The sequence below is a fragment of the Exiguobacterium sp. UBA1053 genome (genome assembly GCF_002316465.1).
Lineage (GTDB): Bacteria > Bacillota > Bacilli > Exiguobacteriales > Exiguobacteriaceae > Exiguobacterium_A > Exiguobacterium_A abrahamii.
Window position 1 is genome coordinate 1,011,801 of the sequence record NZ_DCDO01000013.1, and the last position, 26,100, is coordinate 1,037,900.

The 26,100-nt window shown below is 49.0% G+C and carries 23 protein-coding genes; 4 read left to right on the plus strand and 19 right to left on the minus strand.

What is annotated here, in order from left to right:
- From B3G15_RS12770 to B3G15_RS12780, 3 genes are all read right to left on the minus strand, one after another.
- Positions 1–2,072, minus strand: a 2,072-nt coding sequence (locus B3G15_RS12770; RefSeq protein ID WP_290721623.1) for an adhesive domain-containing protein, incomplete at its 3' end; no start/stop codon positions are given.
- Between the two features lie 317 nt (positions 2,073–2,389).
- Entirely contained in the window at positions 2,390–2,713 is a 324-nt protein-coding gene (locus B3G15_RS12775; protein WP_290721625.1) for a winged helix-turn-helix transcriptional regulator, read from the minus strand.
- A 68-nt stretch (positions 2,714–2,781) separates the two neighbouring features.
- Positions 2,782–3,939 carry an AI-2E family transporter gene (locus B3G15_RS12780; protein ID WP_290721627.1) on the minus strand — a complete coding sequence of 386 codons (1,158 nt, stop codon included), beginning with the start codon at positions 3,937–3,939 and terminating at the stop codon, positions 2,782–2,784.
- A gap of 249 nt (positions 3,940–4,188) precedes the next feature.
- Here B3G15_RS12780 and B3G15_RS12785 point away from each other — a divergent pair, with 249 nt between their 5' ends.
- Together B3G15_RS12785 and B3G15_RS12790 are read left to right on the plus strand one after the other, a co-directional pair.
- Positions 4,189–6,729: an ATP-binding protein gene (locus tag B3G15_RS12785; RefSeq protein ID WP_290721628.1), complete on the plus strand. Its 2,541-nt coding sequence runs from the start codon at positions 4,189–4,191 to the stop codon at positions 6,727–6,729.
- A gap of 100 nt (positions 6,730–6,829) precedes the next feature.
- A complete protein-coding gene (locus B3G15_RS12790; RefSeq protein WP_290721630.1) occupies positions 6,830–7,678 on the plus strand; it encodes an NAD(P)-dependent oxidoreductase in 849 nt (282 codons plus the stop codon).
- A 52-nt stretch (positions 7,679–7,730) separates the two neighbouring features.
- On the opposite strand, the gene B3G15_RS12795 is transcribed toward B3G15_RS12790, so the two are convergent.
- Together B3G15_RS12795 and B3G15_RS12800 are read right to left on the minus strand one after the other, a co-directional pair.
- Positions 7,731–8,513, minus strand: a complete 783-nt coding sequence (locus B3G15_RS12795) for a flagellar hook-basal body protein (protein WP_058704123.1) — start codon at positions 8,511–8,513, stop codon at positions 7,731–7,733.
- A gap of 12 nt (positions 8,514–8,525) precedes the next feature.
- On the minus strand, positions 8,526–9,314 hold the full coding sequence (locus B3G15_RS12800) for a flagellar hook-basal body protein (RefSeq protein ID WP_223040918.1): 789 nt from the start codon (positions 9,312–9,314) through the stop codon (positions 8,526–8,528).
- A 226-nt stretch (positions 9,315–9,540) separates the two neighbouring features.
- Here B3G15_RS12800 and B3G15_RS12805 point away from each other — a divergent pair, with 226 nt between their 5' ends.
- A complete protein-coding gene (locus tag B3G15_RS12805; protein ID WP_290721634.1) occupies positions 9,541–12,390 on the plus strand; it encodes a sensor domain-containing protein in 2,850 nt (949 codons plus the stop codon).
- A gap of 53 nt (positions 12,391–12,443) precedes the next feature.
- Here B3G15_RS12805 and B3G15_RS12810 read toward each other — a convergent pair whose 3' ends face one another.
- Positions 12,444–13,643, minus strand: coding sequence for a multidrug efflux MFS transporter (locus tag B3G15_RS12810; protein ID WP_195864362.1), 1,200 nt, complete (start codon positions 13,641–13,643; stop codon positions 12,444–12,446).
- 180 nt (positions 13,644–13,823) lie between these two features.
- Here B3G15_RS12810 and B3G15_RS12815 point away from each other — a divergent pair, with 180 nt between their 5' ends.
- A complete protein-coding gene (locus tag B3G15_RS12815) occupies positions 13,824–14,693 on the plus strand; it encodes a hypothetical protein (protein WP_290721635.1) in 870 nt (289 codons plus the stop codon).
- Between the two features lie 470 nt (positions 14,694–15,163).
- Here the strand turns inward: B3G15_RS12815 and mreB are convergent, their stop codons facing one another.
- The 13 genes from mreB to B3G15_RS12880 form a co-directional block, all read right to left on the minus strand.
- A complete protein-coding gene (gene mreB / locus B3G15_RS12820; protein WP_149427919.1) occupies positions 15,164–16,144 on the minus strand; it encodes a rod shape-determining protein MreB in 981 nt (326 codons plus the stop codon).
- Between the two features lie 219 nt (positions 16,145–16,363).
- A complete protein-coding gene (gene murA / locus B3G15_RS12825) occupies positions 16,364–17,668 on the minus strand; it encodes a UDP-N-acetylglucosamine 1-carboxyvinyltransferase (RefSeq protein ID WP_058704128.1) in 1,305 nt (434 codons plus the stop codon).
- A gap of 251 nt (positions 17,669–17,919) precedes the next feature.
- Complete coding sequence (locus tag B3G15_RS12830) at positions 17,920–18,153, minus strand: DUF1146 family protein (RefSeq protein ID WP_290721638.1); 234 nt, start codon at positions 18,151–18,153, stop codon at positions 17,920–17,922.
- Between the two features lie 315 nt (positions 18,154–18,468).
- Positions 18,469–18,882: a F0F1 ATP synthase subunit epsilon gene (locus B3G15_RS12835; RefSeq protein WP_023469493.1), complete on the minus strand. Its 414-nt coding sequence runs from the start codon at positions 18,880–18,882 to the stop codon at positions 18,469–18,471.
- 26 nt (positions 18,883–18,908) lie between these two features.
- A complete protein-coding gene (atpD, locus tag B3G15_RS12840) occupies positions 18,909–20,327 on the minus strand; it encodes a F0F1 ATP synthase subunit beta (RefSeq protein ID WP_023469494.1) in 1,419 nt (472 codons plus the stop codon).
- 36 nt (positions 20,328–20,363) lie between these two features.
- Complete coding sequence (atpG, locus tag B3G15_RS12845) at positions 20,364–21,215, minus strand: ATP synthase F1 subunit gamma (protein WP_214747105.1); 852 nt, start codon at positions 21,213–21,215, stop codon at positions 20,364–20,366.
- Positions 21,216–21,257: 42 nt separating this feature from the next.
- Entirely contained in the window at positions 21,258–22,766 is a 1,509-nt protein-coding gene (gene atpA / locus B3G15_RS12850; RefSeq protein WP_035395863.1) for a F0F1 ATP synthase subunit alpha, read from the minus strand.
- Between the two features lie 19 nt (positions 22,767–22,785).
- Positions 22,786–23,319, minus strand: a complete 534-nt coding sequence (locus B3G15_RS12855; RefSeq protein ID WP_290721644.1) for a F0F1 ATP synthase subunit delta — start codon at positions 23,317–23,319, stop codon at positions 22,786–22,788.
- Complete coding sequence (atpF, locus tag B3G15_RS12860) at positions 23,319–23,852, minus strand: F0F1 ATP synthase subunit B (protein ID WP_290721645.1); 534 nt, start codon at positions 23,850–23,852, stop codon at positions 23,319–23,321. Before atpF ends, B3G15_RS12855 begins: the two co-directional genes overlap by 1 nt.
- 127 nt (positions 23,853–23,979) lie before the next feature.
- Positions 23,980–24,192 carry a F0F1 ATP synthase subunit C gene (gene atpE, locus B3G15_RS12865; RefSeq protein ID WP_023469499.1) on the minus strand — a complete coding sequence of 71 codons (213 nt, stop codon included), beginning with the start codon at positions 24,190–24,192 and terminating at the stop codon, positions 23,980–23,982.
- Between the two features lie 75 nt (positions 24,193–24,267).
- Positions 24,268–25,011, minus strand: coding sequence for a F0F1 ATP synthase subunit A (gene atpB / locus B3G15_RS12870; RefSeq protein WP_214858430.1), 744 nt, complete (start codon positions 25,009–25,011; stop codon positions 24,268–24,270).
- Positions 25,012–25,019: 8 nt separating this feature from the next.
- Complete coding sequence (locus tag B3G15_RS12875) at positions 25,020–25,406, minus strand: ATP synthase subunit I (protein ID WP_023469501.1); 387 nt, start codon at positions 25,404–25,406, stop codon at positions 25,020–25,022.
- Positions 25,403–25,621, minus strand: coding sequence for an AtpZ/AtpI family protein (locus B3G15_RS12880; RefSeq protein WP_023469502.1), 219 nt, complete (start codon positions 25,619–25,621; stop codon positions 25,403–25,405). The genes B3G15_RS12875 and B3G15_RS12880 overlap by 4 nt, the downstream gene beginning before the upstream one ends.
- Positions 25,622–26,100 lie beyond the last annotated feature (479 nt).

Below are 26,100 nucleotides of genomic sequence, written 5' to 3' on the forward strand. Positions count from 1 at the left end.
TCCGCATCCGCATCCGCATCAGCGTCCGCGTCAGCATCCGCATCCGCATCGGCATCCGCATCCGCATCGGCGTCCGCATCCGCATCGGCGTCTGCGTCGGCATCAGCGTCAGCATCCGCATCGGCGTCCGCATCCGCATCAGCGTCGGCATCCGCATCGGCGTCCGCATCGGCGTCAGCGTCGGCATCCGCATCCGCGTCAGCATCCGCATCCGCATCAGCATCCGCATCGGCATCCGCATCAGCATCAGCGTCGGCGTCGGCATCGGCGTCGGCATCCGCATCAGCGTCAGCATCGGCATCTGCGTCAGCATCGGCATCCGCATCTGCGTCAGCATCGGCGTCAGCGTCCGCGTCAGCATCCGCATCAGCGTCAGCATCCGCATCAGCGTCCGCATCCGCATCGGCATCCGCATCCGCGTCGGCATCCGCATCGGCATCAGCATCCGCATCAGCATCGGCATCAGCGTCAGCATCAGCATCCGCATCGGCGTCTGCATCGGCGTCGGCATCAGCGTCAGCGTCGGCGTCCGCATCGGCATCGGCATCCGCATCGGCATCGGCGTCCGCATCCGCATCAGCGTCGGCATCCGCATCCGCGTCAGCATCCGCGTCAGCATCCGCGTCAGCATCGGCATCAGCGTCAGCATCGGCGTCAGCATCGGCGTCGGCATCCGCATCCGCATCCGCATCCGCATCGGCATCGGCATCAGCATCGGCATCGGCGTCAGCATCCGCATCGGCATCCGCATCAGCATCAGCGTCGGCATCCGCATCAGCATCCGCATCGGCATCAGCATCCGCGTCGGCGTCCGCATCAGCATCAGCATCCGCATCGGCATCCGCATCAGCATCAGCGTCGGCATCCGCATCGGCATCGGCATCCGCATCAGCATCCGCGTCGGCATCCGCATCCGCGTCGGCATCAGCGTCAGCATCCGCATCGGCATCCGCATCTCCATCTGCCTCTTCATCAAAGACGATCGTATCTTGACCATCTAGATCGACGAGCAATTGTGCATCGATTGCAGACGTATTGACGACAGATCCTGTAACAACAACTTCGTCTTGAGCAACTCCAGCCGGTTTATCAACGATGATATTGGCACTAACAGAAGTTGGTCCAAGTACTTGTACACCTGCGAGTTCATTCGTCAAGTTCACCGTATCGTTCGTTACTGCTGTCAAAAGGCTGTTCACACCTGGCAATAGGTCTTTGACTGGGTTTAAAACCGGATCAATTAAGTTTCCTGCTATTCCGGATAGTTTTAAGTTCGTGATGGCGTTGACTAAATCGGTCAATGCGTCTTGGACAACTTGTTTCGTTACCGTATCAAGATGCTGTCCTAAACCATCACTAAAATCGATGACGATTGAACCATCCGGATTAACAGTAACTGGAGCAGAACCTTCGTAATCCAAAAGATCCGACAGTGCGGTATCTAAATTCTGTAGATTATCCAGAGCATCCGTTAATTCTGTTAGCCCCTCCACTCTCAACAAACTACCTACGACAGGCGTTCTTTGTAATCGATCAATACCCGCTAATAGGTCAGTCACAGTATCTGCTACTGTTCCTGTCAACGGATCGAGTTGACCTTTTAGCGTCGGTAAATCTTCGAGTGTAATTGGTAATAGTTCAACACTGACTGACGCATTACCGTTCGCCTGCATTTTTCCTGCTAAATCTGGAATGTTGAAGACAGCTACACGGTCTGGGTTCAATACTTCCGCATCGGCTAATCCGACACCGGTTAAATTAAGGGCTAAATCATAGTTATCCGGTTGTTCCGTCAGATTTGCATTGACCGCGACATCCGTCAATAACTGGACTTCAGCTAAACTTATGCGATTCGGTCCTTGAACAAGCGAGTTTCGAACTGAGTTCGCGAATTGAGTTTGTTGCGTCTGAAACTTCTTTTCAGAACTCTCAGCTGCTTCGGTTTTCGTATAGGTGAATGAGATCGGAGAGAGAGCGAGAGAGGACGCTGCCAGCAGTTTCACTAGTCTTCGAGTGTGGTTTCTATGGTGTCGATTCATCTTCTTTCGTAAATCAGGTGCTTTTTTCTTCATTTCAACACTCCTTTTCTACGGAAAAAATAATCGTACACCTATTATTATGCCCGTTTAACCCATAAAAATATACAATTTTTTACAAAAACAATGGTTGAATAGTTATTATTAACCAGTATTTTAGATATTAATTTTCCATAAAAATATAATTAATATATATTATGATTATTTACCAGTTAATATATATTGTAATTTTATTTCATACTATTTCTATCCATTTTGTGTAAAAACGGCTTAATTCAATTTTATATGAGCATAATTTTAAAAAACGAAAAAAGACCTACGAGCGTCTGCTCGTAGGTCTAGAAACCTGCTTGTTAGTATCGAATGTGCTGTTTGCTCCAGCGAATCGATTCCTTGAACTGTCGGACGAGATCTTCAGCCGGCGCCGTTAAATAATAGGCAAGTCCGTGCACTTTTTCGGACATTTGCTGGACGACGAGTCCATCTTCGATCAATTCCTGTAATTGCTCGAGGATTTGACCGTGCGACTGGTCGATCCGTTGCTCGAGTTCCCCGATTGTCAAGGCATCATCACGCAAGAGATAAATGATACTCGACTTCAGACTGTTCTCGAAGTTGTGCTGGAATTTCTGTAATGCCAGTAAATCGGCTTGTTCTTCGGTATGACGTGAATCCATCTGATTCCTGCCCCCTTTTTTCTTAGCTACCTCTTCAGTATGACGCACTTTTACGCGAATTTCAAAACTCAATCGCGCTCCGTGATGATCGTATCGAACGTCTTTTCTTCCTCCGTGATGACCATCTTCTTCTGCGATCGGAGGTGATAGAGACGACGGATGTTTAGAATGACGACCTTCATGACAGCGTAGAACGGTACACCGAGCAAAACGCCGAAGAAACCAGCGATGTTCCCCGCAACAAGCAAGACGATGATGATCGTTAGCGGATGAACGTCAAGTGTCTTCCCTTGCACGAGTGGTGACATGATGTGCGAATCGATCTGTTGCGCGACCGTCATGACGATGATTGCATAAATCGCAAGGATCGGATCCTGGATGAACCCGACGATCAGTGCTGGAATGACACCGAGGACCGGACCGAGAAACGGAATGATGTTCGTTAGTGTCGCAAACAAGGCGAGCAACAACGCATAATCGATCCCGATGATCAGATACCCGATATAGGCAATGATCCCGACACCAATGCTGACGATGACTTGCCCGCGGATATAGCTCATGATCGTCAAATGGACGTCACCGAGGATTTTTTTCGTTTCCTTATGATACTCATACGGCATCAGCTTAACGAGATTGCCTTTAAGCTTATCGCCGTCAAGCAGCATATAGATCAACATGATCGGAATGATGATGATCGTCACGACCGCTGTCGTCAGGACACTGACGAACCCACCGACACCTGTACCGATGTTCTTCAGGAACGTCGATGCGTATTCCGAGATGTTCCCTGAGAACTTATTGAACAAGTTATCTGGTCCTGATAGGAAGCGTGAAAAGGCTGCACTGTTTTCGAGTTGGTCCCGAACTTCAATCAATTGACGCTGGAACTGTGTCGCGAGCGTCGGTATCGAATTGACGAACTGCGTGACCTGCTCCGACAACATCGGACCAAAGATGAAGCCGAGTGTCGTTAAAATACCGATTAAACCGACGAGCACGATTAAGACAGCAGGTCGCCGCTTCATCTTTTTCTCGAGCAACTCGACGATCGGTAGCAGGACATAATACAGAATTCCGGCAATCGCGAGTGGCGGTGCGACCATCTGAAGCAGAATCGCGATCGGTCGGAACAGGAACGTAACATGATCGCCAATCCAGACGATGATGAGCAATGTCATGACCCACCATGCGAATCGATACCATTTATTTTCAAACATTTTTTGCATCTGACCACTTCCCTACTTAAAAAATGAAGTTCAATATCCTCTATAGTTTTCCTTAAAACGATACTTCTTAATCCTTATTCTTAGAAAATATATAGTTCGTTATGTACTAAGAAATATATGATATATTTGTTTTAGTGATTTTTTGCAGATTCAAATTTGATGGTGTGTATGTTTCTGCGTAAGATGAGTATATTCGATATTTAAGAAACCTTTTTGATACATGTAAAATAGAATACGGAGGATACCCCAGTGAAATGGATCAACCATACCATCGGTCGCCAATTGATGTTCGCCTTCTATATGGTGTTCGTCGCCCTCAGCATCACGTCTGCGATCGTTTATTTCTACACGGAACAGAAGATCGATCAGGCGAATGCGACGTTCGATGATTTGCGTGAACGACGGACGAATGCAAACGCACTCGCTAGCGAATGGACTGCTGCGCAAAGCAACGTCAAATCCTACTTATTGACCGGCTCACAAGAAACGCTTGATGCCGTCAAGACAAACCAACAGGAGATCAATCGCTTGACGACATGGTTTGAGAAGTATGCGGTATACGAGCAAGGTCAAGAATATGCAACCGCGACACGTCAAATGTATGACGATTATTTCGGAACGTCGCTTCCGCTCCTCAACGAATACGTCGAAGGAAAAAAAGATGGAAAGATCAACGAAGATTTTGTTGATCCGAATACACTCGCAGCCCTATCGAACGGAAAAGATTTGTTCACTGAAAACGGTACGTTACGCGGATCGGTTAGTTTATCCGACGCTGATGTCGACATGACACGGATTGATACGTTACTTGCTGATTATCTGACGCTGATCCAAGGGAAAGAAGTCGATGCGAAGAACGATCTCCTTGGCGAAATGCGTGTTGCTCAGTTCATCTGGCTCTCGAATCTCGTCGTTCTGATTCTAGTGCTCCTATCGCTCGTGCGTCCATTCATCAGTCGCATTACAAAACAAGTCAATGCCTTGTCTCGTGATAGCGCCTTACTTGCGACGGGAGAAGACATTCAAGCGATCCCCTTGCCTAAACGGAAGGACGAGCTGCATACACTGACGACATCGTTCAATCAGATGGCGGCATCGATTGCCGATAACAAGGTCCATATGTTGGCGAAGAACGAAGAACTCCAAGCACAACAAGAAGAACTCGTCGCCCAGCAAGAAGAATTGCAAGCGCAGCAGGAGGAACTCGAAGAAGCACTCGATATCACGCTTCGCAGTGAACAACACCTGAAGTATCGCAATGAATTGACGGAGACGCTCGCTTCTCGTGAGACGTTGACAGCTTATCCGGAAATCATCGAAAAGCTCGTCTCGATCACGCATTCCGAGATTGGCGCCCTGTTGTTCCTCGATCAACAAGAAGTCCGCTCGACGATCGATTACGGAATGACCGAAGAGATGGTCGGTCGTCTTGTCTCTGACGATCAGTCACTCTTGCACCGGGCGCGTCTCTTGAAGCGTCCTGTTCATTCATCGAAACAGGTCGCACACGAGAGTCCGCTTCCGTATCCATACTATATGTATGAGGTCGCAGTTCCTGTCATGGATCCGTCAAAAGAGCATATGATTGCCTGCATCTATCTCGTTCGTTATCGCGATGCCTTCACGACGGAGCAAATGAGCGACATCCTGTCGTTCTCGCATCAATTGTCTCTCTCGCTTCTACGGATGGGCATCTATGAAGAAATGATCCGTGAGAAAAACAAGACGACGCAACTGTTGAACTCGATTCGGGAAGCCGTCGTCTACATCGAACATGAGACAGATGCGTTACTCGTCAACGAACCGTTGATGACGTTGTTCCCGGAAGTTCCGACATCGTTCGAAGACGAAGAACGCTCTGCCTTCGAGCAAGCGATGCAGGCATTAGCTGACATCATTGATGAACCGGCAGCATTCGAACGCTACATCGAACAAATCGTCGAACTCGATTTACCGAAAGATAGCTTGATTGTCTCGATTCGAAAGTATAGTACCTATATCCAGATTTACGCTGAGAAGATTGAAGTCGACGGCACATGGGTCGGTACGATGCTCGTTCTTCGCGACGTGACGAAAGAAACAGAAGCCGAGCGGATGAAGGAAGAGTTCGTCTCGACTGTCTCGCATGAATTGCGGACACCACTCTCTTCAATTTATGGCTTCACGGAGCTGATGCTCAACAAACGGTTCGAGGAAGAACGGCAACGGAAATATCTGCAGACGATTCACTCCGAGACTGGTCGCCTGACGACGCTCGTCAATGACTTCCTCGACGTTCAGCGCATGGAGTCGAGTGAACATCGCTATGAGATGATGACGTTCGATGTCGTCGAACTCGCCCAGGACTTGATCGAGTTCTATGATGTCTCGCACGAGACGCATCAAATTGATTTCGAAGCCCGTGGACCAATCATGATCGACGGTGATGCGGAAAAGATGAAGCAGTTGCTGAACAATCTACTCAGTAATGCCGTCAAGTACTCCCCGAGCGGTGGTACGGTCTTGATACGGATTACAAATGAACTCGGTTTCGCTCAAATCCGGATCCAAGATGAAGGTATCGGGATTCCGCAAGACGCGCTTCCGAAATTGTTCGATAAGTTCTATCGTGTCGATAACTCTGAGACGCGAAAAATCGGCGGGACCGGTCTTGGTCTCTCGATCTGTAAGGAAATCGTCAAACACCACAACGGAACGATCGATGTCGAATCCGTCGTCGGTGTCGGATCAACCTTTACGATTCGCTTCCCGATCGCTGTCATCTCGACGATTCTCACATATGAAGATTAATCACCTGACCGTTCACATCATGTGGACGGTCTTTTTTGTCGTTAGATTCGACGACGTGCGGGGTATAGTCAAAAGCGTATTAGGATAAGGAGGAATCGACATGCAACTTGGATGGATTGGTTTAGGACATATGGGGGTACCGATGGCAACACGTCTACTTGACGGTGGGCATGGCTTGACCGTCTACAACCGGACGTATGAAAAGACAGCTCCACTGACTGAACGAGGAGCAACAGCTGTCAAAGAAGCACAGGACGTCGTGCGTCAAAGCGATATCGTCTTCGTCATGCTCGCGGACGGACCAGCTGTCGCGTCCGTTCTCGAGAGTGTAACAGACGACCTCACAGGTAAGACGATCGTCAACTTGAGTACAATCTCACCGGAAGAGACAAAGAAGATGGCTCGTCTCGTCGAAAAAAGCGGTGGCACGTACTTGGAATCGCCGGTCTCGGGCTCCGTTCCGGTCGCAGAAAACGGTCAGCTCGTCTTACTTACCGGTGGTGACGCAGAAGTCATCGCGACCTGTCAGCCCTATCTTGACCTACTCGGCAAAGAAACGATTCATTTCGGATCACATGGCTCAGGCAGTGCAGCGAAGCTCGCCATTAATTTATTGCTTGCTGTCGTCGGACAAGGAGTCGCGGAGACATTGTTGCTTGGAGAAGGTGCGGGTCTCGAGAAAGAGAAGCTGATTCAGATGATCAGTGCTTCCGGGATGAACACCCCGCTCTTCACCGGCAAACGCGACATGTACCGGAAGAACGACTTCCCGTCTGCCTTCCCGCTCCGTCTGATGGCAAAGGATTTAGGGCTGATCACGGCTGAAGCAAAACGCCAACAAATCAAGCTGCCACTCGCACAGGCGACGGACGCTAGCTATGCTGAAGCAAAACCGACTTATGGCGATGCGGACATGGCAGCAATTTATCTCGCGTTACAAGAAAAATAATGAAAAGGGTGATGCCTCTCGATATGAGAAGCCTCACCCTTTTGCTGTGAGATTATTTAAGAGACGTGACGATCCCCATCATCTGATCACTTGTCATCAACGCTTTCGAGTTGAACTGATACGCCCGCTGCAGCTGCGTCAAGTTCGTCATCTCAAGCGCCATATCGACGTTTGATGTCTCAAGCCGACCGACCGTCAACGGATTGCCCGCTGCATTCTGATATTGTCCGGTCGCCGTGAACAAACCACCGCCGACTTCCGTCAATTCACCGTAGTTCGGGATGTCCGCAACACCCACTCGAGCGAGGACACGCCGATCCCCGTTTATGATCCCCGTGATGTTGCCGTCCTTGTTCAGTTCAATCTCTGTCGCGTTCGCCGGCAAGACGATCGGATCATTCGCCTGGTTGATGACAGAACGTCCGGCATCATCTGTCAGCAGGACTTGTCCGTTTGCTTGCGGTGACAACTGGAAGTTTCCGTCACGCGTGAACTTCGTTACGCCATCCGTATCGATGACACCGAAGAAATGGTGTGGATTCCCAAGTGCTGCGTCGAGTTTTCGGTCTGTCGTCCGGAACGTTCCGACGCCAAAGCGCGTCGCTTCGTTTGCGACGTAACCTCCGACACCGAGTCGAAGTCCTTCTGGTGTCGTCAACGGACCTGGCGTAAAACCTGTCGCTTGGTTGTTGATGTTACGGACGAGCAGTTCATTGAACTGGGCATCCCGACGTTTATAGCCGTTCGTATCGACGTTAGCCAGGTTTTGACCAGTCGTGTCGAGCTGTTTTTGCAACTGTCCCATCGTACTTGCGGATGTATAGATTGATTGCATCGTATCCTCCTATTAGCGAACGCGTCCGATTTCGGAAACAGCCTTCTCCGCTGTCCGGTCGTACGCTTGAATGACTTTTTGATTGGCTTCGAACTGGCGTAGACCGGCGTTCATCTCCGCCATCGTCTGTTCGATCTCGACGTTCCCGAGTTCGAGTACACCTTGATCGACCCGGACGTTTCCAGCGTTTAACGGATTAGCTGATCGGAACAAGCCGTTGCCTGTCCGCTCAAGCGTCTCTGGTTGATCGGTTACGACGAGACCGAGGTTACCGATTGCCTGACCGTTTCCGTCCGTGACGGCACCGTTCGCGTCAACGAGGAAATCTTCATTGACGACGTCGAGTGGTTGACCGTTCGTATCGAGGACAAGATCATTCTCCGTCGTCCGGAGTAACCCGTCTTGTCCGACGGCGAACTGTCCGTTCGTCGTGTAAAGTGTCTCTTCCTCTCCCGTCAACGGATCCTGATGGCGAATCGTAAAGAGCGGTGCCCCTTCAAGCGAACTGATTTGCAAGTCCGTCGCATTGCCCGTCTCCGTGATTGAACCTTGCGTGAAGTTTGGTGTCGCTGCCTGCATAAAGACACCAGTCGCAAGCTTTCCGACCGTCGCGACTCCCCGCACACCTGTCCGTTCATTGTTTGCTGTCTGCTGAATCAGCATCTCCGGAAACGTCCGGAGTGACGCTTGATCAGCGCGGAAGCCCGGCGTCCGCGCATTCGCCAAGTTATTACTGAGCATTTCCTGTTGGCGTTGTAATGCCTGCATCGCATTCGACGCCGTATACATTCCTCGTAGCATGCGTTCATCTCCTCATTGACTTCATGTTCAATTCTTTCCTCTCAGTATATCGGTCGCTTCTTCATCAATTATGAGCTTTTTTGAACAAAAAGGTAATGTTCGGAAGAGATGAATCAAAAGACCTATTATAATCACGTTTGCCTTTTTTTAAATAGATTACATATTCAAAATTGACAAATATTGTTATGCTATAAACAACAAAAACATGATCCTCGAGGTGAAACCTATGAGCTTCTTTAAAAAACGTGCCACTGAACGAACTGTGCCTGGGTCTTTGGATTTATACACACTGTCCGACGTCACTTATTTTTTGGAAAATCATCCGGATGCCGTCTATACGATGGATACAAAAGGTCACTTCATTTCCTTCAACAATAAATTTCCGCTTATGCTCGGTTATGACCGGGATAGTCTTAAGCAACTCCATTTCGAAACGTTTTTAAAGCCCAATGATGTAGAGGAAGTCAAACAGTTCAAGAAACGCGTCTATTCGGGCGAAACCGTCCACTTCACGACGACAGTTCGTCATAAAGACGGACACTGGTTGACGTTGAACGTCACGAATATCCCGATTTACGACCAACGTGTCATCATCGGTCTTTATGGGATTGCCCGTGATGTATCACAGCAACAGGAACTCCGAACCGATTACCAGCGCTTATTGATGAAAGATCGATTGACGAACGCGATCGAAGGGGTCAGTTTCGTTGAATACTTCCCAACGTCGAAAGAAATCGTCGCATCTCCCTCTCTCGCTACACTATTACAACTTTCTAAGAATCACTTAGCGAAGATGGACACCTATGACTTTCTTGAAGAGCTCCATCCAGAAGATCGAACGATTTTCCGCGAACAAAGTCTCGCACTGCATATGGGGCAAATTCCAACCTTCTCGATGCAGTTACGGATGGGGCGCAGAGGTCAATTCCAAAAGATCGTTCACTGTGAAGGTGTCGTGCAGACGGATACGATCCCGAGTTCACTCCTCTTCATTCTCAAGGATGCGACACCGCTCATCCAGCTCGAGCAAGAACGGAATCTTGCGATTGCCTCTCTTAAAAAGTTCTTCACGTCGCTGCATACGACCGCTTACGAGCATCGTTATAAAGACAATACCGTGACGTTTCATGCTGCCGGGTTCCTCGAACCGTATACCGATTATCTCCGACGAATCGAACAGGATCATCAATTGTGGACGAAATTCGTCTCATCAGAAGATCTCATTCTCATGAAAGAGGCATATCCGAAAATTCGTCAAGGGGAAGTCGTTCGACTCGTCTATCGTTTAAACTATCCCGACCGCCAATTCTGGGTCGAAGAGACGTGTATCCCGATTATCGATGCACATGGTGAAGTTCTCGGTCACTATGGTGTCTCGACCGATATCACGCGTCTAAAGGAACAACAGCATGAGATTTGGCACTTGTCGATGCATGACCCAATCACCGATTTACCCAATCATGCCTTTACGTTAGAACAGGTTCGGGAATTATTGAAGCATCGTTCCCCCTTCACTTTATTAACGGTCACGTTTAATCAACACAGCCGTCTCGCTGAGCGATTCGGTCACGAAATCGGGGAAGAATGGATCCGTCAGACGAGTGCAGCCGTGAAAAAGCTTATCAAAAAAGAAGTATTTATTGGTCATCTATTCGGTGATAAATTTCTTATCATCTTAAAAGGTAAGATTGACGAAACACGGGCAATCGGACTTGCTAATCAATTGCTCGAGCTGACCCATTACCGGTTCGACGTCTTGTCCTATGAACTGTTTTCGAAGGTCTTCATCGGCATCACCTATTCCGTCCATCACGATCATACGGCAGAAGAGTTGATTAAACAGACATACACGGCACTCCGCCGTGCCAAGTCGATCTCTAAGAGTAACTTCCAGTTCTATTCGTCAAAACTCGACATCACGACGTACCGTCGTTATCAACTCGAACGCGATTTGCGTCATGTCATCAAAAAAAACCAACTCTTCCTTGAGTACCAACCGAAAGTCGATAGTTGGAGTGGACGTATCGTTGGTGCGGAAGCCTTGATTCGCTGGGACCATCCGGAATGGGGACGACTGGCACCAAAGGATTTCTTGTCCCTTTCAGAAGAAAGTGATCTCTATATCCACATCGGTGACTGGGTACTCGACCAAGCCTGTCGATTGATTCGTGATCTACTCGGTGAACAACCGGAACATGTCGTTCCGCTATCGATCAACTTATCACCGAAACGATTGTTCTACGGTGATTTTGCGAGCGTCGTTGAACAACATCTAAAAAAACATGGTGTTCCTGGTCATCTCTTAGAAATCGAATTACTGGAATCGGATGTACTACTAGAAGGCGGACAAGTCCTCGAGACACTCGACCGTCTCGTTGATCTCGGTGTCAAACTCTCACTCGATGATTTCGGAACGGCTTATTCATCGATTTCTTATGTCCAGCGTTATCCGGTGCATTGCCTGAAGATTGATCGATCGTTCGCGATCCATGCCGAACACGATCCAAAGAGTCTCTCTGTCATTAAAAGTGTCATCTACATGGCGAAAGAATTCGGTTTGACCGTCGTTGCGGAGGGTATCGAGAACATGCAACAGCTGAATCTGTATCGAGACTTGGAATGTGAGATGATCCAAGGCTATCTCTTCAGTAAACCCGTCGATATCGAGACTTTTAAGCAACTGCTTGAGAACGGCACTCTCTATCCGAAAGATACGGGCACCGCTCCACCGAAGGAGCCCATTCTTAGTCTGCATGCGAAGGTGACGATTTCGAAGCTGAATGGACAGTCGATCCAAGTCGGATCGTCTCCGATCTTGATTAATCGTTGTACGAATCGGACGATTTCTTTCTATTCCTCGATTCGTCTACCGGTGAATCATAAACTGGAGCTCTCCCTGCAACTGCATCACCTGACACACCCTGACATCTTCCTTGAACCGACGTCGATTTCTGAACTCGATAACGGTCTCTTCTACTATATCGCTGACTTCCAAGTCCGCGCGCTATCCCTCATCGTCCAAGAACAGTTGAATCATTCCCATCATTCTCGCGTCGACGATTTCTTCGAACAATAGACTGTATGAAAAAAGCTTCCATCCCCTTAATCAAACGGGAATGGAAGCTTTCCTTAGTTATTCGGATTTTTTTTCAAGACAGCGGTCTGCGTCCGCTCAAGCACGGCATTCGTGATGACGATCAAGCCGGTGAAGAGGAACAACGCTTCAAAGCCGAAGTGACCAGCAATCTGTCCACCAGCCAGTGGTCCGAGGAAATTCCCCATGAACTGCGCGGACTGATTATATCCAAAGATACGTCCTGATGCATTGGCTGGCGTATTCTTCCGGAGCAGTGCCTGTACCGACGGCATCAGTGCTGCTGTCGCAAAACCGATTCCCATCCGTAAGACAATCAACTGACTTGTATCCGTGACGAATGCTTGCGGAATCAAGAAAGCAGCAAAGACGAGTAATGCAAAGAATAAGACACGCTCTGCGCCAATCTTATCGGAGAGACGACCGAGTCGTTGCGCTGCAATCAAGGCCGCGATACCAGGTGCCGAAGCGACGATCCCGGATAGTAACGCCAGACGTTCTGTCCCCGGACTGAGTTCCCGGACGTAGAGCGACAGGATTGGACTGATCGATTGTGCCGCGAACTGAATCAAGAACGTCGTCAAAAAGAGGCTTAAGATGAGTTCCGGATGACGCAGCGACTGGATGATTTCCTTTGCGGACGCCATCTTTTTAACTTCCATTGGGACGAATTCTTCTTTGACTAAGAAGTAGGTCACGAGGAAGGTAATGAAGAGCGGTACGCTCGTAAAGAGAAAAACGGGTCGAAGCCCAACAACGTCGGCGAGGAATCCTCCAATGAGAGGTCCTAGCAATCCACCGGCAATCCCACCGGTCGACAGGGTGCCGAGCGCCCAGCCACTTTTCTCTTTTGGGGTTTGGGAAGCAACGAGTGTGATACCGGCTGAGATGAATCCGGATACGGCTCCCATGACAAGACGTAGAAAGACGAGTTGATAGACGTCTTGAACAAAACTAATCAAGAACATGACGATCGACATACCAAGACTTGCGCGAAGCAACATCAGCTTCCGTCCTTTTCGATCGGCGAGACGTCCCCAGATTGGTGAGACGATCGCAGCGACGAGGAAGGTTGCACCAAAGGCGATACCAGACCAGGTCGTAATATCTTGTCGGCTGTCGACACCGAGTTCTTCAATGAATAAAGGCAAAAACGGTAATACGAGACTGAGGGCTGCGGCGGTCAAAAAACTACCAAACCAAACGACGACTAAATTTCTTTTCCACAATGGCATTGTGGCATCACTTCCTTTTATTTTACAATTCGTTTCAATACAACAACTTTTAATATACACTTCACATTATGAAATGTCTAGGATTTGAACTGTCAAAGTGTAGAACAGGACCTTTGATGCATATAAGCAACTACTTGACGACCGATAGTAAGGTAATCCACACGAAGGAGTGAAATTGAAATGAAACGCTTATTGATTGGCGTAGTCTGTCTGTCGTTGCTTCAATTCGGACTACCACTCAAGAGTTCAGCTGCCGTTTCCGTCACTCGTCACACGGTCATCTGGTCCATCCCAGAGGCCAAATCCATTTCAACGAAGATCAATCAGCTGGCAAACAGACAGATGAAACGTGTCTATCTGCATGTCGCTGTCGAGGGTGACCGTACTCTCTACCGAACATTCGTTGAAAAAGCGCACGCTGTCGGCATTGAAGTGTACTTCCTATTCGGACAGCCGCGCTGGATCACAAACGAAGGAACGACAGCTCGACCAAACGTCGAGGATCCGTTAGCCTGGATTTCGACCTATCAGCAGGAAACGATCAGTCATCCGGACGGCATCAGCATTGATCTCGAACCGTATGCCTTACCGGAATGGGAGACGGACCAACCACGTGTCATCGCCTCCTACGAACGGATCTTACTCGCCTTTCGCGAGAAAGCGTCCGCTGAAGGACTACCGCTGCAACTGTTCCTCCCGTTCTGGTTCCATACCGTACAGGATGCGAACGGTCGCCCTCTCAGCGAGTGGGCAATGGAGCTCGCCGACGAAGTCACGTTGATGAGTTACCGGACCGTCTATGGTGGTGGGAATGGACTTGGTGCCATCACGATGACGGACGCGCTCTATGCCGCAAGCAACAATCACACGTTATCGTATGCGATTGAGTTCACTGAACTTCCGGAGACACCGGACATCACGTTCTATGGCAAGACGCGGACGCAGCTGAATCAGCTCGTCAATCAAACGATGGCAAGTTCACTACCGCCAAGTGCGATCGTCTATCATGATTTTGAAGCGTACCAAGCGTTCATGCGTAGTACGCAGTGAGCTATCTTCATCTGTCTGCCCCCTTTGCTTTTCATCCGCTTTCCTCAGGCGAGACACAAGCCAGTCTTCACTGTTCGTATAACAGTGAAGCCGGGTCTTGTTTGTCTCTGACAGCGCAAAATCGCGCTTTTCCCTGTAGGAGTCGGATGAAGCACAAGGAGACATATGATCATTTAGTACCATGGCATTGCATTATGTTTAAAACAAAGGGAGTCCAGTTTCCGATACGTACTTCGGAAACTGGACTCCCTATTGGTTTGATTCATATCGAACGAACTTGTTCATTCTCGACTCCTGCAGGAAAAGAAAGTGCAAGCAGCACTTTCGTCAGGGATAGGTAAGACCCGACAACTCGCATGAAATGCGCGCTGTCGCGGCTTACCTCCCGCCTGTGGAAAGCGAGAAGGACAAGACAGTCGTTATAGGAATGAACTTTTACGAGAGATCATATCCTTTACGCTTACACGCTCTTACTTCCCAAGATTGTCGAGCATGATTCCTGTACCGCGTGCGACACATAACATCGGATCTTCTGCGATCAGAACCGGTAGACCAAGTTCTTTTGCAAGCAGTTGATCGATTCCGTCCAGCAACGCGCCCCCACCCGTCAAGATGATGCCACGATCGATGATGTCTGCCGCAAGCTCCGGTGGTGTCTTCTCGAGCACACGCTTCGTTGCCTCGACGATCTCCATCGCTGCTTCCGCAAGCGCATCGTGCATCTCTTCCGATGTCACCGTGATGTTGTGTGGTAAACCCGTCACGAGATTTCGTCCACGAATATCCATCTGCTCACGACGTCCGTCTTCTGATACAGTGGCAACCGTCGTCTTGACTGCTTGTGCCGTTCGTTCTCCGATGATGAGCTTATGTGTCTCCTTGATCGAACGAATGATGTCGTGGTCGAAACGATCTCCTGCGACCTTGATCGTCTCCCCGCATACGATATCACCCATTGAAAGTACGGCAACATCCGTCGTTCCGCCACCGATATCAATGACCATGTGCCCTGCTGGCATCCAAATGTCCATACCGGCACCAACTGCTGCGACCTTCGGCTCGACTTCGAGGAAGACCGTCTTTGCACCTGACTTTTCACCGGCTTGACGAATTGCCTTCGCCTCAACCGTCGTGATGCTTGCTGGTGTACAGATCAACATCCGGACTCCACCGAACATCTTACGGACTTCAATCTTATCGATGAAATGGCGAAGCATTGCTTCCGTCATTTCAAAATCAGCAATGACACCGTCTTGAAGTGGTCGAATGGCCACAATGTTCCCCGGTGTCCGCCCTACCATCAAGTGTGCTTCCGTACCTACCGCATGAATCTTACCTGTTGCCTTATCGATCGCGACGACCGATGGCTCATCGAGGACGATGCCTCTCCCTTTGACATGAATGACGACGTTCGCCGTCCCTAAGTCGATTCCGATATCTCTTGAAAACATCTCGTGTGCTCTCCTTTACCCACTGGCTATTCTTCCAAAATATAGAACGTCGTTTGGACGTCTAACCCATTTATGTATACATACCTTTCAATTCTAGCATATGCCCCCTCGTGAAACGACTTTCTTTTTCTGCTTTTCGGATTTCATTGTCGTCATTTTTAAAAGACGACAAAAAAGAGCACCATCCCGCAAAATGGGATGATGCTCTTATATAATTGCTTAAAGTTTTGTAGCAGCTGTTTCTTCAACGACTACCGCTTCTTCTGTCACACGCTCTACGTCTGCACCAAGTGCTTGTAACTTCAAGTGGAAGTCGACGTATCCACGGTCGATGTGGTGAAGTGCACCAACGCGTGTTTCGCCTTCAGCGATCAATCCTGCTGTGACGAGTGCTGCACCTGAACGAAGATCCGTTGAAAGAACTTCTGCACCTTGCAACTGTACGCCACCGTTGATGATCGATGAACGACCTTCGATCTTGATGTCAGCGTTCATGCGGCGGAATTCTTCAACGTGCATGAAGCGGTTTTCGAAGACCGTTTCCGTGATAACTGATGTGCCGCCTGCTTTGAGGACGAGTGCCATCATTTGTGCTTGAACATCTGTCGGGAAGCCTGGGTGTGGCATCGTCTTGACGTCAACTGCTTCGAGTTTCGCTGGACCGACGACGCGGAGCCCTTCTTCTGTATCCGTGATCTTAACGCCCATCTCTTCCATCTTCGAGATGAGTGGACGAAGGTGTTCGCGCTCAGCACCGATGACTTCGACGTCACCTTCTGTGATTGCTGCTGCGATCATGAACGTACCTGCTTCGATTCGGTCAGGAATGACGTAGTGTGTTGCACCGTGTAATTTCTCGACGCCTTCGATGCGGATCGTTTCTGTACCTGCACCGCGGACTTTTGCGCCCATTGCGTTCAAGAAGTTCGCAAGGTCAACGATTTCTGGTTCTTTTGCGACGTTCTCGATGACTGTCGTTCCTTCTGCGAGTGTCGCAGCCATCATGATGTTTTCTGTCGCACCGACAGATGGGAAGTCGAGGTAGATTTTTGCACCTTGGAGGCGACCGTCGACATGTGCTTCAACGAATCCGTTTCCGATGATCGTTTTTGCGCCCATCGCTTCGAATCCTTTCAAGTGAAGATCGATCGGACGTGATCCAATTGCACATCCACCTGGCATTGCGACACGTGCGCGCCCGAGGCGTGCAAGTAATGGACCCATGACGAGAATCGAAGCTCGCATCTTACGCACGTACTCGAGTGGTGCCTCGTCTTTGAGATTCGGCTCTGCATTGACCGTCACCGTGTTTGCTTCTGCGTCGAATTCGACTTCTGCGTTCAAGTTGCGTAAGACGTTATTGATTGTATAGACGTCTGCTAGACGTGGTACGTTTTGAAGAACTGATTGTCCCTCTGATGCAAGCAATGTCGCGACGAGTGTTTTTAAGACCGCGTTCTTTGCACCTTCTACTTTGACTGTTCCAGCTAATTTACGTCCGCCACGGACAACGATTTTTTCCATTCTCCCTACTCCTCTGCTTCGTTTCTGTTCTAGTATGTTCAATTCGTGATTGGTGAGGATCATAGTTGGAATTCAACGAATGTTAGAAAAGAAACTTCCCTATAGTTGATCTCTTACTACAAAGCCAATACGACGTTTCGATTGTAATGTTAGATGATTGCTAAATGACTGTGTTCCTTCATTGAAAGAGCAGTGTCCTGTTCCATGGTAAAACAAATTACCATTTCAGGGTTTACAATGCAGTTACAAGTTCACCCGATTAAAAACTGAAGACGTTGTGCAAAACCGGCATAATCCAGTAAAAAGCGCGCTACGATGGATCCGAGTGCAATCGCAAGAATCGTTCGTAAGGCTACCGCATGCGGTCCTTTAGGATGTTTCAGGATTTTCTCCCATTTGACTGGTAACAAGGACCACCAAGCGAGCAAAATCGCTACGATATAGACCAGCATACTAACTAACGCACTCACACCAATAGATGTCACTTTCGTTGCACCTCTTCTTCATAGTTTCTTCAACTCTACTATGATTTCATAAAATGAATGATTGCGCAAACAAAAAAGAACACGCTGAATTAATTTTAGCGTATAAAATATATTTATTGAAGATAAATTTGGTCTTCTACTGAAAAAAGGTTGAAGAATTCGTGAAGACGAGGCATATAGTGTACTTTTACATTTTTGCAGTATTTTAAACCTGTATCCTTCATCGTGTTGCGAAAACGGTTGCCATACCGAAAAACATTGATGGTTTGTACAAAAAAACCCCAGTTCCGAGAACGGAACCGGGGTTTCATCAAATCAATCGCGACCGTAGTCTTTCAAGCTGAGACGGTTAACTGCTCGTTTCAGTGAAAGTTCAGCACGCTTGAATTCGAGTTCTGATAATTTCGTGTCCTGGAGACGACGTTCTGCACGAACCTTCGCAGCTGCAGCACGGTCATAGTCGACCTTGTCTGCTTGCTCCGCAGTTTCCGCAAGAACCGTTACAGTATCCTGGCGCACTTCCATAAAGCCACCGCTGATAGCGATCAACGTGCGTCCGCCATCTTCGTGGCGCAACTTCAAGATGCTGATATCGAGTGGTGTTACGAGTGGGACGTGGTGCGGGAGAACCCCGATCTCACCAGAAATCGTCTTCGCAACGACCATACGGATATCGCCATCATACACTTCGCCATCCGGGGTGACGATATTGACATGAAGTGTGTTCATCTCAAGTCCCCCTTATGCTTTGTCACTTAGACAAGCGCCTTCGCTTTTTCAATCGCATCTTCGATCGGACCAACGAGACGGAATGCTTCTTCCGTTAAGTCATCGTGTTTACCTTCGAGGATTTCTTTGAAGCCGCGGATCGTGTCCTTAACTGGGACGTACGATCCTTTTTGTCCTGTGAACTGCTCAGCTACGTGGAAGTTCTGCGACAAGAAGAACTGGATACGACGCGCACGGTGTACAGTCAATTTGTCGTCTTCTGACAACTCGTCCATACCGAGGATTGCGATGATATCTTGAAGTTCTTTATAACGCTGAAGTGTTTCCTGAACTTGACGTGCAACACCGTAGTGCTCTTCGCCGACGATTTCCGGTGAAAGGGCGCGTGATGTCGAAGCAAGTGGATCCACGGCAGGATAGATCCCCATCTCAGAGAGACGGCGCTCAAGGTTCGTCGTTGCATCTAAGTGAGCAAACGTCGTCGCAGGAGCCGGGTCAGTATAGTCATCGGCTGGTACATAAACTGCTTGAATCGATGTAACCGAACCTTTGTTTGTTGATGTGATTCGCTCTTGGAGCATACCCATCTCTGTTGCGAGTGTCGGCTGGTAACCAACGGCAGATGGCATACGACCGAGAAGGGCCGATACCTCAGAACCTGCTTGTGTGTAACGGAAGATGTTATCAACGAAGAGAAGAACGTCTTGTCCTTGCTCATCACGGAAGTATTCTGCCATTGTCAAACCAGTCAAGGCAACACGAAGACGTGCACCCGGTGGTTCGTTCATCTGACCGAAGACCATCGCTGTTTGTTTGATAACGCCTGAATCCGTCATCTCGTGGAACAAGTCATTTCCTTCACGAGTTCGCTCACCAACACCTGCGAATACCGAGATACCGCTGTGCTCTTGGGCGATGTTGTTGATCAATTCCTGGATGAGGACGGTCTTACCTACACCGGCACCACCGAAGAGACCGATCTTACCACCCTTGATGTAAGGAGCGAGCAAGTCGACGACTTTAATTCCAGTCTCGAGGATTTCAACTTTCGTTGAAAGGTTATCGAAAGTCGGTGCTTTTTTGTGGATCGGAAGACGTTCCACGTCAGCAGCGATTTCTTTTTCATCAATTGGGTTACCGAGTACGTTGAAGACGCGACCAAGTGTCGCTTCTCCGACGGGTACCGAGATTGGAGCATTCGTATCGAGTACTTCCATTCCACGGCGTACTCCATCCGTAGAGTCCATCGCAATGGTACGGACGACGTCGTCACCAAGGTGCAGGGCGACCTCAAGCGTCAAGTCGATAGCCACTTCTTCTACAGTTTGCGGCGTATATTGAATACGAAGCGCGTTGTAGATGTTCGGTAAGTGTCCTTCGAACTTAACGTCGATGACAGGTCCCATGACCGCGACGACGCGGCCTTTTAAACCGAGTTCGTTCATCGTGTTTCCTCCTACCTATCGTTACGCCAGTCGGGATTACTGCTGCGCAGCAGCCCCACTGACGATCTCTGTGATTTCTTGCGTGATCGCAGCTTGTCGAGCTCGGTTGTAGACGAGAGTCAATCGACCGATCAAGTCATCTGCGTTATCTGTCGCACTTTGCATTGCTGTCATACGTGACGCATGTTCTGCTACTTTCGCGTCAAGAAGCGCACCGAAGATCAAGCTCTCCGCATAACGCGGGAGGAGTTCCGCAAGGATTTGTTCCTCGCTTGGCTCGTACTCATAAGTCGTCGAAGACGAAGCTTCGATTTCTCCGAGTGGGAGAAGGGTTTCGACTTTCACTTCTTGGCTGATGACAGATAAGAAGTGGTTGTAGCACAGCTTGAGCTCGTCGATTTCGCCGATCGTGAACGCACTCACTGTGCGCTTCACGATTTCAGCGACGTCGACATACGAAGGAGAATCGTTCAAGCCTGTGATCGCATCCGTGACCGTGATTCCGCGTGAACGGAAGAACTGGACACCGACTTTACCGACCACGAAGAGAACGTAACTGTCCGTAGTATGCTTTTCTTTGATTTCCCGGTAGACTTCACGCAGCACGTTGGCGTTATATGCACCAGCTAAGCCGCGATCCGATGTGATGACGATGTAGCCCGTCTTTTGGACGGGACGTTTCTCGAGCATCGGATGGCTCGCACCTGTCGTGCCATTCGCAATGGTTCCGAGTACCTCTTGCATTTTCAGCATGTAAGGTTGGAACTTCGCGCTATGTGCTTGAGCGCGGTTCAGTTTCGACGCCGAAACCATGTTCATCGCTTTCGTGATCTGTTTCGTACTTTTCGTCGAGTTGATCCGCGTTTGTATCTCGCGCAACGATGCCATTTCGATTCACCACCTTGTTAGTATCAAGAGCGTTCCGCCGGATTAAACCGTCGCTTGGAACGTTTTCTTAAATTCTGAGATTGCTGCTACGAGCTCTTCGTCTGCTGGAAGGTTACCTGTCTTACGGATCTCATCGCAAAGTTGTTTGCGGTTTTGATCGAGCCAGAGGTTGAGTTCCTTTTCAAAACGACGAATATCCGTTACAGCAACATCATCAAGGTGACCACGAGTCAAGGCATAGATGATGATGACTTGCTTATCGACAGTAAGTGGTTGGTTCAAGTCTTGTTTCAAGACTTCAACTGTCCGCTCACCACGGTTAAGCTTCGATTGAGTCGCTTTATCAAGGTCAGATCCGAACTGTGCGAATGCTTCAAGCTCACGGTAAGATGCGAGGTCAAGACGGAGCGTACCCGCTACCTTCTTCATCGCTTTTACTTGAGCCGAACCACCTACACGCGATACCGAGAGACCCGGGTTGATCGCGGGACGGACACCTGAGAAGAAGAGATCCGATTGAAGGAAGATTTGACCATCCGTGATCGAGATAACGTTCGTCGGGATGTAAGCTGAGATATCCGACGCTTGTGTTTCGATGAACGGAAGGGCAGTCAAACTACCTGCGCCAAGCTCGTCGTTCAACTTCGCCGCACGCTCAAGAAGGCGTGAGTGGAGGTAGAAGACATCCCCTGGGTAAGCTTCGCGGCCTGGTGGGCGTTTCAAGAGAAGTGAAAGCTCACGGTAAGCAGCTGCTTGTTTTGAAAGATCATCATAGATGACAAGAACGTGTTTGCCTTGGTCCATGAAGTGTTCACCCATCGCGACACCTGCGAATGGTGCGAGGTAAAGAAGTGGAGCTGGCTGTGAAGCCGCTGCCGAAACGACGATCGTGTAATCGAGGGCACCGTTTTTACGGAGCGTCTCGACGACGCCACGGACTGTTGATTCTTTTTGTCCGATTGCGACGTAGATACAGATCATGTTTTCTTCTTTTTGGTTGATGATCGTATCGATCGCGATCGACGTTTTACCCGTCTGACGGTCACCGATGATCAACTCACGCTGTCCACGACCGATTGGAACGAGGGCATCGATCGCCTTGATTCCCGTCTGAAGTGGTTCGTGTACCGATTTACGCGCCATGACGCCAGACGCCTTACGCTCGATCGGGTTGTAGTGTTCTGTTTCGATTGGACCAAGACCATCGATTGGCATACCGAGTGGGTTAACGACACGTCCGAGGAGTGCGTCTCCTGTTGGTACTTCCATGATGCGACCCGTACGGCGAACAGAGTCGCCTTCTTTGATTTCAAGGTAGTCACCAAGAATGATGATACCGACGTTGCCTTCTTCTAAGTTTTGCGCCAAGCCCATTGTGCCGTTAGCGAATTCTACGAGCTCTCCCGACATGACGTTGTCGAGTCCGTGTGCACGAGCGATACCATCACCGATTTGGATGACCGTACCTGTCTCGTTCACTTCCATCGTAGAACCGTACTGCGCGATACGCGCTTTAAGCAGGGCGCTGATTTCTTCAGCTCTAATGCTCATGCGTTTCACCCCTATTTTCTTACGCTTTTAACAGCTCACGCTCAAGGCGCGTTAGTTTAGTTTCGATCGTACCGTCATATGTCGTGTAACCGATTTGAACGCGAAGTCCTCCGATGACACTCGTGTCGACGACGTTCTCGACTTCAAGCGTTTTACCTGATTTTTGGCCAAACGTCTCTTTCACTTTCGTGAGTTCCTCGTCTGACAATTTGTATGCACTCGTGACGACTGCCGTCGCGACATTGCGGTGTTCATTTAACAATGCAATGAAGTGTTCCGGTAATGTAACGATCTCTGCCGCCCGGTCGTTTTCGACCATGACGAGCAATGTGTTCAAGACGATCGAGTTGAAGCCAGTGAAGCTTGTTTGAAGAACTTGCTTGAGCTCTTCAGCAGAAATCGATGGGTTATCTAAAACCGAAGCGAGCTCTGGTGTTGCGTGGAGCACTTCGCCGAGCGTCCGCACATCAGCTTCTGCTTGCTCGAGCACATGGTGCTCAAGCGCAAGATCGAAGAGCGCTTTTGCGTAGCGTCCCGCTACGTGATCACGCATTAGTTCGTGTCCTTAGTATCAGCAAGGAATTGATCGACGAGTGCTTTTTGAGCCGCTTCGTCCGTCGCAAGCTGTGTTTTCATGACGTGGCGTGCTGCAGCGATTGCTTGAAGAGCGACATCGTTCTTCAAAGCAGCTTGTGCTTCAGCGCGTTCACGTTCGATCGCACGGCGAGCTTCTTCCTTACTCATTTCGGATTCAAGACGTGCCTGCTCCATCGCACGTGCTTGCTCTGCTTCTGCCTGACGGCGTGATGCTTCTAAAAGATCGCGTGCTTCCGTACGCGCCTTGTTTAATTCTTCGCGTTGTTGTTCTACGTAGACTTCAGCGTCTTTACGGCTCTTTTCAGCCGAGTTGATCTCGCTAGCCACATGCTCTTCCCGCGCTTTCATCATGTTGACGAGCGGGCCCCATGCGAATTTCTTCAAGAGGATGAGGAGCAAGAGGAAAACGACGATCGTGACGATCATGTTGGCAATAAGAGGCTTACTTGCTTCCGCAACACCCTCTGCCGCAAGATACGTTAGATTCATTCGATTACACTCCCCTCGTGGTTGGTTCAACTTCAATATCTACATAAGGGAGCCTAAGCTCCCGTGACGGTTCACTCAAACGTTGAACGAATAGCGCCCTATGTAGTCCGTTCTCGTTAATCGTGGATTAAGAGTTGAGAAGAAGGAAACCGACCGCTACACCGATGATTGGAAGTGCCTCGACGAGACCGATACCGATGAACATTGTTTGACGAAGTTCGTTTTTGAGTTCTGGCTGACGTGCTTGACCTAATACTGTACCGTTTACGATAAGACCGTTACCGATACCTGCGCCGAGTGCGCCGAGTCCGATGATGATCGCTGTTGCAATAAGATTCATGATAAATTGCCTCCCTAGAGTATGTTCATTGATTTGTCGTGCTGTTATCGGAAAAGCGGATGCTTTACCTTCGAATTAATGGTCGTGCGCTGCCTTATGTCCGATGTAAACCATCGTCAGGATAAGGAAGATGTACGCTTGGATACCACCGATGAAGAGTGAGAATCCTTGCCAGATCAACATCGGGATACCCGAGATGATCGCGCCTAGTGGTCCGGCGAATTGGAAATCGTTCGTACCAGAGACGATACCGATCGAAAGAATGATTCCGATCATGATTTCACCAGCGAAGATGTTTCCGTAAAGACGAAGACCAAGCGTCAACGTGTTTGCAAACTCCTCGATGATGGTAATGATAAACATCGGCGTCATGAATGTTTTCGCATAAGCGCCGAAGCCTCGCATCTTCACACCGTAGTAATGGCTCATGACCACTACCATAGATGAAAGTGCCAGTGTCACGTAAGGATCTGCAGTTGGTGAGTTGAACCAAATGTAGTGTCCCGTCACGACGTTGAATGGGAGACCCATGATGTTGGACACAAGGATGAACAGGAATAATGTCATTCCGAACGTAAGGAAGCGACCCCCTGTTTTCCAGTCCATCGTGCTGCTGATGATACCGCGAACGAATTCGAGGAACATCTCCATCACGTTTTGAGCACCGGTTGGCTTCATCACAAGACGTCGCGTACCGGCCACGGCAATCAAGAAGACGAGAGCAGCAGCAATCAATACTGTGATCAAGTTCGTCCAGCTACCGTACAGAACGAAGTCACCCCAGAGTGGGATTTCGTAAAGTGGCATTTCGTGGTTCATTTGACTATTCACCTCTTTTCCCGCTTGAGTTCGTGAGTCAAGAACTCACAAAATTGTATGACGTGGCCGGCGAGAAGGCCTATTACCACCGCAGTTAATGACAATTCAGTTTGATACTTCAAACCGATCATCACACAAAGTACCGCGACCGCCATGCGTGAAACGGTCCCTCGAGACACTGGCTTGCGCCCCGTCTCGATTACACGATACATCCGATCGACGCTGAGTCGTTGAAGCGTCAAGATCAGAAAGCTGCCAGTTCCACCAAGTGCTAGTCCATAAATGACTGGATCACTCGGGCGTCCAATGAGCAGCAGGACAGCCAGGATTCCATAAAAGAGTCCAAACCATCGTAAGTACGCACGATACAACGCATCTTGAAGGATGATGTTCATGTCTTCTCCCCTAACAAGTGCCTGATCATGGCGATCATGCAAAGAATGCCGATGAAAATCCCGATGAACACGGCGAACGTCGCACCCATTTTTTCCCACCATTGTTGTTGTTCCCCATAGTTCCCAACCAAAAAGCCAATGACGATCGGTGCAGCCAGTGCCGTCGAAATTTGCGAGGCCATGACCATACTCTTCGCGAGCCCACTTTGGCGCACTAGAGACGACCCCCTTTTTTCCCAATTGTGAGTTCTTTCTCTTTCCCACAATTTGCGGATTTTCATACTAGTCAAGAATACAATGAAGCAGCTTTCATAGTCAAATGAATTCACAATAAAAACAGAGCCGAAAAACCTATACATATCAACGATTGATAAGGTTTTCACAGATGTCATCCGTGCAAGTCATTTCACGAAGATGTGAAGAAAATATGTAGTACTATCAACGGTTAAAGAGATTGTTCATATGGTGAACAAAACCGTTGAATAGTAACGTTATATCGTGCCCGTTCAAGCGAAACAAGACCTCTAAAATTGATTTGTGTCGATTTTGTGAAAAAACATTTTTTGTTCACAATTGAAAACGCTTCCGAATCGGGACATAAAAACAGCTCTGACATCTGTTTGTAACAATACATTTCAGCGATTTCCATTTTTTCAATCGTGCGGTACGTCACAGCTTGAATCGTCATCGTTTC

Bases quoted from the DNA above. Each gene is read 5' to 3' on its own strand.
- B3G15_RS12775 (WP_290721625.1), bottom strand. From the start codon at position 2,713: ATGGATTCACGTCATACCGAAGAACAAGCCGATTTACTGGCATTACAG.
- B3G15_RS12780 (WP_290721627.1), bottom strand. From the start codon at position 3,939: ATGCAAAAAATGTTTGAAAATAAATGGTATCGATTCGCATGGTGGGTC.
- B3G15_RS12790 (WP_290721630.1), top strand. From the start codon at position 6,830: ATGCAACTTGGATGGATTGGTTTAGGACATATGGGGGTACCGATGGCA.
- B3G15_RS12795 (WP_058704123.1), bottom strand. From the start codon at position 8,513: ATGCAATCAATCTATACATCCGCAAGTACGATGGGACAGTTGCAAAAA.
- B3G15_RS12800 (WP_223040918.1), bottom strand. From the start codon at position 9,314: ATGCTACGAGGAATGTATACGGCGTCGAATGCGATGCAGGCATTACAA.
- B3G15_RS12805 (WP_290721634.1), top strand. From the start codon at position 9,541: ATGAGCTTCTTTAAAAAACGTGCCACTGAACGAACTGTGCCTGGGTCT.
- B3G15_RS12810 (WP_195864362.1), bottom strand. From the start codon at position 13,643: ATGCCATTGTGGAAAAGAAATTTAGTCGTCGTTTGGTTTGGTAGTTTT.
- B3G15_RS12815 (WP_290721635.1), top strand. From the start codon at position 13,824: ATGAAACGCTTATTGATTGGCGTAGTCTGTCTGTCGTTGCTTCAATTC.
- mreB (WP_149427919.1), bottom strand. From the start codon at position 16,144: ATGTTTTCAAGAGATATCGGAATCGACTTAGGGACGGCGAACGTCGTC.
- murA (WP_058704128.1), bottom strand. From the start codon at position 17,668: ATGGAAAAAATCGTTGTCCGTGGCGGACGTAAATTAGCTGGAACAGTC.
- B3G15_RS12835 (WP_023469493.1), bottom strand. From the start codon at position 18,882: ATGAACACACTTCATGTCAATATCGTCACCCCGGATGGCGAAGTGTAT.
- atpD (WP_023469494.1), bottom strand. From the start codon at position 20,327: ATGAACGAACTCGGTTTAAAAGGCCGCGTCGTCGCGGTCATGGGACCT.
- atpG (WP_214747105.1), bottom strand. From the start codon at position 21,215: ATGGCATCGTTGCGCGAGATACAAACGCGGATCAACTCGACGAAAAGT.
- atpA (WP_035395863.1), bottom strand. From the start codon at position 22,766: ATGAGCATTAGAGCTGAAGAAATCAGCGCCCTGCTTAAAGCGCGTATC.
- B3G15_RS12855 (WP_290721644.1), bottom strand. From the start codon at position 23,319: ATGCGTGATCACGTAGCGGGACGCTACGCAAAAGCGCTCTTCGATCTT.
- atpF (WP_290721645.1), bottom strand. From the start codon at position 23,852: ATGAATCTAACGTATCTTGCGGCAGAGGGTGTTGCGGAAGCAAGTAAG.
- atpE (WP_023469499.1), bottom strand. From the start codon at position 24,192: ATGAATCTTATTGCAACAGCGATCATCATCGGACTCGGCGCACTCGGC.
- atpB (WP_214858430.1), bottom strand. From the start codon at position 25,011: ATGAACCACGAAATGCCACTTTACGAAATCCCACTCTGGGGTGACTTC.
- B3G15_RS12875 (WP_023469501.1), bottom strand. From the start codon at position 25,406: ATGAACATCATCCTTCAAGATGCGTTGTATCGTGCGTACTTACGATGG.